1 pseudogene is annotated in these 778 nt (G+C 72.0%); it reads right to left on the bottom strand.

Annotation, left to right across the window (positions count from 1 at the left end):
* A pseudogene (locus C1I98_RS42420) lies at positions 1-778 on the bottom strand (hypothetical protein); the annotation flags it as partial.

Here is a 778-nt window from a genome sequence, read left to right as displayed (position 1 = left end):
ACGCCACCACCCCCAACGGCCCTGTCGGCCCCATGTACCCCGGCCTCGGCCCGGGACTTCTGATCACCCGCACCGGCCTCGATGATCGGGTCATCGGCCCCGTTGACCGGAACGGCAGTGCTCGTGATCGCCTCGGCCCTGTCGGCCCCACTGGTCCCGGGGATCGCGTCATCGGCCTCGGCGGCTCCATGCGCCCCGACTCCGGGCGCCTGATCAGGCTCATGGGGCCCGGCGATGCCGGCGTTGATGGTCGGCACAGGGGCCTCCGCGGTCCCGGCCGACCTGCCCGCTCCCTGCGATCCTCTGCCGGCTCCGGAACAAACGGGCGTGGTGAGGCGTCTGGCCAGGATGACGGCGGCGAGGGTGGCGAGGAGGACTACCGGGAGGCCGACGTACCAGGTCACCCAGGTGAGGCTGTGCTCGTAGTAGAGGCGGGTGCCGTCGGGTGGCAGGCCGGTGCCGCGTTGGATCGCCTCGATGAAATCCCTGGTCCGGCGGTCGTACTCGTTGTCGGGGAAGCGTCGTACGGTCTGGAACCATGGGCGCGCCGCGAGGATCAGCGTGGCCGCGACGACCAGCGCCGCCACGACGTCGGGCAGGCGGGACGGCAGGCGCAGCGCGGCGAGTCGCGGGGCGAGCGCCGTGCCGAGCACGGCCACCACCAGCACGGCCGCACAGATCAGCAGCAACGGGACCAGCGAACCTCGCAAATAGTCGAGGTAGGGCATCGACAGCCGCCACGCGGCGGTGAAACCGGCCCCGACCCCCAGCACCAGGC

This window comes from Spongiactinospora gelatinilytica (assembly GCF_003236385.1).
Classification (GTDB): Bacteria; Actinomycetota; Actinomycetes; order Streptosporangiales; family Streptosporangiaceae; genus Spongiactinospora; species Spongiactinospora gelatinilytica.
Note: the sequence above shows the minus strand (reverse complement) of the source record. Positions and strands in the feature narration are given on the sequence as shown.